This is a genomic window from Bacteroidia bacterium (assembly GCA_040880525.1).
GTDB lineage: Bacteria > Bacteroidota > Bacteroidia > CAILMK01 > JBBDIG01 > JBBDIG01.
Map to the genome: position 1 here is coordinate 18,328 of JBBDIG010000002.1, position 9,416 is coordinate 27,743.

Below are 9,416 nucleotides of genomic sequence, written 5' to 3' on the forward strand. Positions count from 1 at the left end.
ATCCCCGAAAAGAGAGGCATTCCTAAGCTGTCGCCTTTTTCACTGTAAATCCAAAAGTAGTTCCGATACCTTTACGGCTGCGCACGTGGATTGTTTGCTGGTGAGATTCCATAATATGTTTCACAATGGAAAGGCCGAGGCCCGTTCCACCCTGGTCTCGCGACCGGCTTTTATCCACTCTGTAAAATCGCTCGAACAGCCGCGGGAGGTGCTCTTTTTCAATCCCGATCCCATCATCGGTTACTTCTACCAATAGGTGTTCATCCATATCATAAAATCCTACCGTGGTATTTCCGTTTTCCTTTCCGTAATTAATTGAATTGAGCATCAGGTTTACCAGCACCTGCCGGATCTTATCCTTATCCGCATATACATAAAAGCCCGGATTGGCCCCGTCTTTAAAACTAAAGCTGATATTCTTGTCCTTTGCCTTGAGGTCAAGTGAATCGAATACATCCTTTACCAAAGAATACATATCGAACTTTACCCATTCGAGTTCCAGTTTTCCTGATTCGAGCTGTGAAATTGTTTCAAGTTCGCGGACAAGGTCTTCCAACCGTCTGGTGTTGAGGGCCGCTTTTTCCAGAAACCTGCGATTAAATTCCTCGTCTTCCATTGCCCCGTCCAACAACGTATGCAAATAGCCCTGAATATTAAAAATAGGCGTCTTTAACTCATGCGATACATTACTGAGAAACTCCTTGCGGAAGCGGGCAAGTTGCTTGAGGTGAGCAATTTCATCTTGCTGTCCTCTGGCCCAATCAATTACCTCCTGCTCCACCTCTGCCACCGGATCGGTTTGCATCATGTCTTTTATCCGTTCATTATTGCCGGGCGCCTTTAAGCTGTGGATGTTTTTGTAAATGACCTTGATCTTTCGGTAAATAAAGTTTTCCAGCGTGAAGTAGAAAACCAGCCCGGCAGCCACGGCAGTGCTCAGGAAAATAACCAGGGATTTCAGCACATCGCCTTCCAGCAGTAAATACACAACTGACGAGACGGTCGCCACCACGACAGCACTAACAATGGCGAGTACCCTGGGTGCAGGATTCTTCATCAGGGTTCGAATTTGTAGCCAATACCCTTTATGGTTTTAATGGTTTCGTCTCCCAGCTTCTGGCGGAGCTTGCGCACATGGACGTCAATTGTCCGGTCTCCCACAATCACGTCATTTCCCCAAACCTTCGTCATGATCTCATCGCGGTTAAATACCTTACCAGGCTGGGAGGCCAACAGACTCAGGAGTTCAAACTCTTTTCTGGGCATAGAAAATTCCTGGTCTTTGTAGCGAACGTTGTGGCGTTCTCTGTCAATGTGGAGATCTCCGACATGGATATGCATCGAAATATCATCCTTTTGTCCGCGCCTCAGCAGCGCGCTGATCCGGGTCAGCAATAGTTTGGGCTTTATAGGTTTGGATACGTAGTCGTCTGCTCCGGTATTCAGCCCTTTGATCTCAGACTGCTCATCGCCCAGGGCCGTGAGAAAGACAATTAACGTTTTCTTAAACTGCGGATCACCCCGAAGTTCCTGGCAAACGGCAATGCCATCTAATTTCGGCATCATAATGTCCAGCAAAATGAGATCAGGCTGGTGCTGGTGAGCTTTCTTTAAAGCATCCAGCCCGTCAACAGCCGTTGATACTTCATAGCCTTCCTTTTTCAGATTATAGCCAATGAACTCCAGAATATCCGGCTCATCATCTACTACAAGTATCTTTGGCGGTGTGTGCTCCATGTTTTCTCCTTTTTGCGTCAAAATTACTTCCGACACGTAGTTTAAAAATTTCTTAACCCATTAAGTAATTGTTAACGTTGAGCTTGCGCTATGCCGTTTTTTTATTTTTCTGCAAAGTCTGCCGCATCATTCAGCCGCCAGTCATAGTCTATATATTCCAAGTCAGCATTTTCTTTAATCCTGATTTTTGAATATTGATTTATAAAATTAATCACAGTTCCACTCTTCTTTTTAAAATCGCCACTGAACCAACTGAATATTTGCGATACCTGTGGTGCTTCAGGATTAATCCTGTTTAACTGATCATTTTGTAAAAATCTGCGGGTTTGTTCATCCAGTTGCCTGTTTAGCGTCTCTCCGTTATAGGCCTCATTTCTGAGTGCCGGACATGAGAACGATGCACAGTTGATGGCAAAGTGGATCCGCGGCTCCTCCCAGTATTTCCGAAGAATTCCGTGCTCAATATTGTTAAGGCTCAATTCCTTCTCTCCCACTTTGATGAAAGAAATATCAAAAGGAGTATTTACAAAAGGTACCGCGATTTTGGAACCTATGTCTTTTATACTTTCCACCGGGTAATGCCGCAATACCAGCTCCACCGTGGCGGCATTATAAAGATTGATCCAATAAGCGATCTGTTCCTCCTGCGTCCATTCCTCGCGGTGGGGCGGATTGTTGCCCAGGTATTCAAGATATGCCTGTAGTTCCTGCCGCCTTTCCTGCATTCCTTCGTAATCCATAAATCCGGATTTCAAATGTTTTTGTAACAATTCGCTCCATGCCTCATGCGAAACATCTTCTCCTGCCTCTTTGAAATCGATGTCTACCTTTTTGGTATATGAACATTGAAAAAGAAACAGAACTGATAAAATCAAAAACACCGGTTTCATTTTTTTCACTTATTTCTTAATAAAAATCCATAATCCCTGCTGATCTCAATTGCCTTTAAACAACAAAGCGTGAACAGGAAGTTTTATCCACCTGTCACAGATGCGAAAAAATAAAATTTAAAACTCATGGTTGAAGCACTTAGAAACAAATTGGAAGTTTACTGGGCAGAGCTCATTCTGCTCATCCCAGACCTTTTGCTGGCCCTGTTTATCTTAGCTCTATCCATCTTTATCGGAAGAAAATTAAGCACTTTTCTGCGCAAGAAATTCTTTGGGCGGGCTGAAAACCCGTTGCTTGATAAATTCATTTCGCAGATGATCCGGGCAGTGATTATAGTGGTAGGGCTTTCATTAGCGCTAAAGATCCTGGGCCTGGGAGGTATTGCAGGCAGCATGATGGCCGGGGCGGGAGTCTCTGCCCTGATCCTGGGATTTGCATTTAAAGATATTGGAGAGAATTTCCTGGCGGGGATAATTCTGGCGTTCAGCCGTCCTTTCGCAGTGGGCGATACGATAGAAGTAGAAAAGAGCCTGGGAAAGATCGAAAGCCTCTCCATCCGCCATACCCAGGTAAAAACATTTGATGGAAAAGATGTCTATATCCCAAATTCTATGATCATTAAAAATCCGCTGGTAAACCATACGCGTGATGGATTCATTCGCTATGATTTTACCATTGGGATTGCCTTTGAAGACGATGTATCCGCTGCACGGGCGCTCATCCTTGAGGAATTGCACAAAATCGAAGGCATACTCAAGGACAAAAAACCGGTGGTAGCAATAGCAGAACTTGCCAGCAGCACAGTGAACCTGAAGATCTATTTCTGGGTAGATACCTTCAATACCACGATTTCAGTATTCGATATTAATTCGAATGCAATGAATTCGGTAAAACTGGTGTTGCAGAAAAATGGATTTTCAATGCCCTCGGATATTGTGGAAATGAAGATTTATCAGGAGAAACAGCCGATACCATTGCGAATCGTAACCGATGAAAAATCCGCTGATCTGAAAGCGTGAGAAATTCATTCTTCAAAAAAAAGCGTGCAGCTTCAACTTTTCAGCTTGAAGTGAACGCTTTTCAATGAGAAATTAAGATTAAACTTTTACTTCCAAAATATTCTCCGCGATATGTTAAAATTCATATTTCACTCCTGTAGAAAATCCGAGCATATAAGGATATTGCTGCAGCGAGCTTCCTTCCGGGAGTATGGAGCGAAGCGAAACACGATAGGTAGGTTCTCCTGTAAGGGTAAGATGTGGCAACACTTCAAAACCCAGACCCGCATTCAATATAAGGCTGTAGTTAAGCCTGGGCAAGGGGCTCAGCCTGCGATTTTGGTCAATGGGCCAGCTATAGTTATCCAGCACTTCTGTCCTGGCGTGAATCAGATAATCCACTGAAGCACCTGCTCCCATATAGAATCTCCACAAGCCAAATCCCTTTTCATACTGCAAGGTTACAGGCACTGCAATAAAAACATATTCATTCGTTTGCGTCATGTAAGCATCCGAAGTATAATTTCTGGATGCGGCTCCCTGCCTCATGTTTTGCTCTATGTTAAGGACCACCATAGAATCGTTGGATAGCATTTGGGGCGTAGCAAATTGTTCCGTCTTTCCCACCTTTTCCGTCATCCTTATGTATGATATTCCACTTCTCAATATCCAGGTTTCATTCAGCCGTTTTCCGATCTTAAGATCAAATGAATAACCGAAACCGGTCTTTTCCATTTCATTCCTGTATTCTATCAGCATGTGATCCTGTATCTGATTTTGATTGGGAATTTCCTCGCCAGGCACATTCGATTCCTGAAGAAAGCGACTGCTGAAGGCCGGGGTGAAAGATGCCTCCACTGACCATCCTAATCTTGGACGATACTGGCGAGGCTTCACGACTGATTCCTTTTCCTCCGGATATTCCTCATCCAGTTCTCCCATCTCAGCGGGGAACAGCACCGTCATGAGTGATGGCATTTTGGACAGCAGGATTTCATTAAACAGCTCTTCATTTTCCGTTGCAGGTATTTTGTCTGCGGTAGAATTATTTGCGGCTGAATTGCGGTCAGCGATATTGCCATCCTGAGAACCGGGAATTGAAGGTTGTGCGGGGCCGGAAACTGTAGTGGCTGAAGCTAAATTATCGGCAGTTGCAGAATTGGCGGGTGAATTATTGATTTCGCCTGCTCCGGGTGTTTCAACTGCTTGCTCATTTCCTGTATGAGCTGCTTCTTCAACCTGGGTTTGTGCAGATGAGATGGAAGCCGATTCCGCGCTTTTCGCCATTGCAGTAACGTCTTGAGTTTCGTTGGCCGGATCAGCCTGCCAGAAATATATTCCGGTACCAAGCAGTGCTAGCAAAGGTATGAGCAATAGAAGCGCATATCTTTTTGTGGCACCTACCGGCTGCTGTGCATTGAGCCGTGATTCCAAAGTCTCCCAAACTTCAGGAGGAGGAGCTACTTCATATTCCTGAAGCTTTTCTCTCAACTTGTCGTCAAGAGGATTATTTATGTACGAATTTTTCATATCGAGTTGATATCTTCAACAAATTTTCTTGAATAATTTTTCTTGCCCGTGCTAATTGCGATTTGGATGTTCCTTCTGATATTCCCAGTTCATCGGCTATTTCTTTGTGTGTATATCCATCAACAGCATAAAGGTTAAAAACCGTTCGATAACCGGGAGCAAGTTGTGAAACAATGCTCATGATCTCCTCCACCGAAATATTATCCAAGACATCGAAAGATTCGGTGGCCATGACAGCAGAATCCAACTCTTCCTGAAACTGTATCGCTTTTCCCTTCCGGAACTTTTCCAATATAGTGTTGACCATAATGCGTCTTATCCAGCCTTCGAAAGAACCTTCACTCCGAAAATTCTTCAGGTTCAAAAAAACTTTCATGAATCCATCCTGGAGCATATCCTGAGCGTCATCAGTATTCTTGGTATAGCGCAGACAGATCGCGTACATCTTGCCGGAAAAAAGGTTGTAAAGCTTCTTTTGACAACTGCGATCGCCTTTTTGAGCGCCTTCAATCAGGATATTTTCAAGTTCTGATTCGATAAAAATAAAATTTTACGCACTCATCCGAGCGTGTCAAAGATGCACACGGACCTCGTTGAGTTGCATTTGAGATTTAACAATGTAACACTCCGGCAATGACTAAAACAATAATACCTGAGAAAAAGTAATTGTGCAGTAAACTCTTAACTAAAAATAGAGTGCAAATTTCTGCGGATCCACTTCATTCATGAGTCTGTACACAGCATCAAAAACACCTTCCGAATTGGGTTTGGAGAAATAATCGCCATCTGTACCATAAGCCGGTCGATGTGCCTTGGCCGAAAGCGTAATGGGTTTGGAATCCAAATAATAATATCCGCCCTGGGTTTCCATTACTTCCTGCATCATGTAAGCGGTGGCGCCTCCGGGTACGTCTTCATCAAGAAATAGGATCCGGCTGGTTTTCTTCAAAGATTCCAAAATTGAATGGCTGGTATCAAAAGGCAGCAGTGTCTGTACATCAATCAGTTCGCAGGAAACACCTGCCTTGTCAAGCATTTCCATTGCTTCACGGGCAATATCCACACACGCCCCGTAAGTAACGATCGTGATATCATCGCCCTCCTGAAGGATTTCAGGTTGTCCCAGTGCCAGCGTCATTTCTCCCACATTTGAAGGCAAATCCTCTTTAATACGATAAGCGTTCAGCCGCTCTACAATCAACGCAGGTTCATCGGATTGCAGGATGGTATTGTAAAAACGTGCGGCCTGGGTCATATTTCTTGGAACGCATACATTGATGCCTCGGAAGGAACCAAGTATCGTGGCCATAGGCGAACCGGAATGCCAGATTCCTTCAAGGCGGTGGCCACGCGTTCTAATTATAAGAGGAGCTTTTTGTCCGCCACGGGTCCGATAGGAAACGGTAGCGAGGTCATCACTGATAATTTGTAATGCGTAGAGTAAATAATCGAGGTATTGTATTTCTACGATCGGTCGAAGCCCGCGCATTGCCGCTCCTATCCCCTGCCCTAAAATAGTTGCTTCGCGAATGCCGGTATCGGTTACCCGAATTTCTCCGAAAAGCTCTTGCAGGCCCGCCATTCCCTGGTTTACGTCTCCGATCTTTCCAACGTCCTCTCCAATGGCAAAAAGCTCAGGATATTGCTCCATAGCAGCCGTAAACATCGAAACCATAATTTCGCGGCCATCCACCTTTTTTGGTTCTGCCTCATATACGGGATCAATCTGTATTACATTTTTTGCAGCCTTTGCTGTTCTGCTGTAGAGATCGGTATTATAATTCTCTCTGCCGATCCTGATCTGCTTATCCCGCCAGTCCTTTATCTGATCTTTTTCTTCCGAATCATTTTCCCTGAGCAGCAGCAATGACTTGAAAGCAGCTTTCATGGCTACCCTGCGGTCATTGTCAAAAGTGTTTTGAAGTTCGCTCGCTATCTGGCTAAGTTCAGCACTATTTTCACTTTCGGCTGCCGCTACTTTTATCCGGTTTATCAAATCATTTCTTTCCTCTTTAATAGGATTAATGAAATCGTTCCAGGCGGCTTTTTGCTCATCTTTTACCATTTGGATAGCATCCTCCTCCAGGTTCTGAATCTCATCTTCCGTTGCAATGCCTGTATTGATCAGCCATTCCCGCATTTTCTTCATGCAGTCGTGCTCTTTCTCCCACTCCAGCCTTTCCCGGCTTTTGTAGCGTTCATGCGATCCTGATGTAGAATGGCCCTGAGGTTGAGTTACTTCCACTACATGGAAAATGGCCGGAATATGCTTTTCTCTCACGGTTCTGATTCCCTCCTCGTAAGCCTCCATCAGAGCCGGGTAATCCCAGCCTTTAATCCGAAAAAGCAAAAATCCCTGATCTTTTTCTTCATCATAACCAAACCCGTTGAGTATTTCGCTCAGGTCCTGTTTGGTGACCTGGTATTTTTGCGGGACTGATATGCCGTAATCATCATCCCAAATAGAGATGGCAACCGGCACTTTCAAGACACCGACAGCATTCACCGATTCCCAAAACAGTCCTTCAGCGGTACTGGCATTTCCGATGGTTCCAAAAGCCACTTCATTACCTCTGTGGGAAAAATTATCAAGATAGTGGAGCGCCTCATTTTCACGATAAAGTTTGGAGGCGTAACCCAACCCTACGAGGCGGGGCATCTGCCCTGCTGTGGGAGAAATATCCGCAGAGCAATTGTATTGCTTTGTCAGGTTTTTCCACTCCCCGTTTTCATCTAAACTGCGCGTGGCAAAGTGTGAGTTCATCTGTCGTCCACCTGAAGCCGGGTCGTTTTCCAGGTTGGTATCCGCATAAAGCTGAGCAAAAAACTCCCTGATGGTACTCATACCTGTGGCAAACATGAAAGTTTGATCGCGATAATAACCTGAACGGAAATCGCCTTTTTTAAAGGATTTAGCCATGGCCAATTGAGCGACTTCCTTTCCATCTCCGAATATGCCAAACTTGGCCTTACCGGTAAGCACCTCCTTCCGGCCAATCAGGCTTGCCTGACGGCTTTCAAATGCTATCCGGTAATCATTCATTACCTCGGTTTTGAATTCCTGTTCCCGGATCTTCCCGTCTTCTGTTTCGGCTATATTTTGCTCCATTGCTATTAAGCTGATTTGCCTTCAAAAGTACTAAATGAAGGGAAAAGTGCCTTTCTATTATATTATGACAGGTTGCTTCAACCCTTTTACCTTCTATATTTGAACCCCGAATCACAATTATTCACAACATAAAGATGTGAATTAACTTTGTAACCTAAAATAACCAAAACACTATATGGATAAGGTAACCCTGCCAAAGAAGAGTGGACGGCTGTTCCGAAGCCGCATTCTCGAAGCCCTGACCCGCACACATCCCGCTTTGATCATAGGAATGTACGTTCCTGTTTGCCTTCTATCATTATACTACCACTATATGGAACTCAGCGGTTCAATACTAGCCACAATCGGAATAGCTTTTCTTGGAGCTTTTAGCTGGACGCTGGTAGAATATCTCCTTCACAGGTTTGCATTTCATTTTATTACTGATCACCCGGTTGTACAGAAGATACACCATCTCATCCATGGCGTTCATCATGATTTCCCAACTGACAAGGAGCGCCTGATCATGCCGCCCGTCCCAAGTCTTATTATTGCCGGCACCTTCTACCTTCTGTTTGGTTTTTTTATGGGAGAGGCTGTATACAGTTTCCTTCCCGGCTTCATCCTAGGGTACCTGGCTTACGCAATGGTGCATTATGCAATCCATGCGTTTAAGCCGCCATTTGAGTTCCTGAAGCCGATCTGGCGCCACCACCATTTGCATCATCACAAGCATCCTGACCGGGCATTCGGAGTCTCCAGCCCTTTTTGGGATTTGATATTCCGCACCATGCCTCCGGAAAAGAAAGAAATGAGATAGAGATTGACAGTCTCTGTTTTCAAGTTTAATGTTTGATAAAATTCATCGCAAATTTCATGGTGGCCATGGCCTCGTAGTTCAATGGATAGAATAGGAGTTTCCTAAACTCTAGATGCAAGTTCGATTCTTGCCGAGGCTACTCTTTTACACTAATAAACCCCAACTACAATAGAATGTAGGAGGGGTTAGTATTGGTCGAGCTATAAGTAGAGTTTTAAGGTGAGTTTAATGTCCACATCTCTAAAAAGCATAACGACCGCTACCGATCAATCATTCTGACAGTGCGGCCTTCCGGGATTAGCTACCATAGCATCTATTCAAATTTGATTTATATCTCATAAATAAATTAAAA

At 44.4% G+C, this 9,416-nt stretch carries 8 protein-coding genes and 1 tRNA gene; 3 read left to right on the forward strand and 6 right to left on the reverse strand.

The features are described from left to right. Window positions 1-22: 22 nt before the first annotated feature. The 3 genes from WD077_00300 to WD077_00310 all read right to left on the reverse strand — a co-directional run bounded on the left by WD077_00300 (window position 23) and on the right by WD077_00310 (window position 2,612). Window positions 23-1,057, reverse strand: a complete 1,035-nt coding sequence (locus WD077_00300) for an ATP-binding protein (protein ID MEX0965651.1) — start codon at window positions 1,055-1,057, stop codon at window positions 23-25. Continuing rightward, on the reverse strand, window positions 1,057-1,737 hold the full coding sequence (locus tag WD077_00305; protein ID MEX0965652.1) for a response regulator transcription factor: 681 nt from the start codon (window positions 1,735-1,737) through the stop codon (window positions 1,057-1,059). The genes WD077_00300 and WD077_00305 overlap by 1 nt, the downstream gene beginning before the upstream one ends. A gap of 101 nt (window positions 1,738-1,838) precedes the next feature. Continuing rightward, window positions 1,839-2,612: a DUF547 domain-containing protein gene (locus WD077_00310; protein ID MEX0965653.1), complete on the reverse strand. Its 774-nt coding sequence runs from the start codon at window positions 2,610-2,612 to the stop codon at window positions 1,839-1,841. Between the two features lie 141 nt (window positions 2,613-2,753). Here WD077_00310 and WD077_00315 point away from each other — a divergent pair, with 141 nt between their 5' ends. Then, a complete protein-coding gene (locus WD077_00315) occupies window positions 2,754-3,647 on the forward strand; it encodes a mechanosensitive ion channel family protein (protein ID MEX0965654.1) in 894 nt (297 codons plus the stop codon). Window positions 3,648-3,761: 114 nt separating this feature from the next. On the opposite strand, the gene WD077_00320 is transcribed toward WD077_00315, so the two are convergent. The 3 genes from WD077_00320 to WD077_00330 all read right to left on the reverse strand — a co-directional run bounded on the left by WD077_00320 (window position 3,762) and on the right by WD077_00330 (window position 8,265). Then, window positions 3,762-5,156, reverse strand: coding sequence for a hypothetical protein (locus tag WD077_00320; GenBank protein MEX0965655.1), 1,395 nt, complete (start codon window positions 5,154-5,156; stop codon window positions 3,762-3,764). Beyond that, window positions 5,134-5,700 (reverse strand): RNA polymerase sigma factor, encoded by a 567-nt coding sequence (locus WD077_00325; protein MEX0965656.1) that lies wholly within the window; start codon window positions 5,698-5,700, stop codon window positions 5,134-5,136. The genes WD077_00320 and WD077_00325 overlap by 23 nt, the downstream gene beginning before the upstream one ends. Before the next feature lie 141 nt (window positions 5,701-5,841). After that, window positions 5,842-8,265, reverse strand: a complete 2,424-nt coding sequence (locus tag WD077_00330) for a thiamine pyrophosphate-dependent enzyme (GenBank protein MEX0965657.1) — start codon at window positions 8,263-8,265, stop codon at window positions 5,842-5,844. 175 nt (window positions 8,266-8,440) lie between these two features. Between WD077_00330 and WD077_00335 the strand changes: the two genes are divergently transcribed. Further along, window positions 8,441-9,064, forward strand: coding sequence for a sterol desaturase family protein (locus WD077_00335; GenBank protein ID MEX0965658.1), 624 nt, complete (start codon window positions 8,441-8,443; stop codon window positions 9,062-9,064). 67 nt (window positions 9,065-9,131) lie between these two features. Continuing rightward, window positions 9,132-9,203 (forward strand) — tRNA-Arg (locus WD077_00340). The last annotated feature ends 213 nt before the right edge of the window (window positions 9,204-9,416 follow it).

Excerpts from the sequence above, each read along its gene's own strand:
- WD077_00335 (MEX0965658.1), top strand. The coding sequence starts at position 8,441 with ATGGATAAGGTAACCCTGCCAAAGAAGAGTGGACGGCTGTTCCGAAGC.
- WD077_00330 (MEX0965657.1), bottom strand. The coding sequence starts at position 8,265 with ATGGAGCAAAATATAGCCGAAACAGAAGACGGGAAGATCCGGGAACAG.
- WD077_00305 (MEX0965652.1), bottom strand. The coding sequence starts at position 1,737 with ATGGAGCACACACCGCCAAAGATACTTGTAGTAGATGATGAGCCGGAT.
- WD077_00320 (MEX0965655.1), bottom strand. The coding sequence starts at position 5,156 with ATGAAAAATTCGTACATAAATAATCCTCTTGACGACAAGTTGAGAGAA.
- WD077_00300 (MEX0965651.1), bottom strand. The coding sequence starts at position 1,057 with ATGAAGAATCCTGCACCCAGGGTACTCGCCATTGTTAGTGCTGTCGTG.
- WD077_00315 (MEX0965654.1), top strand. The coding sequence starts at position 2,754 with ATGGTTGAAGCACTTAGAAACAAATTGGAAGTTTACTGGGCAGAGCTC.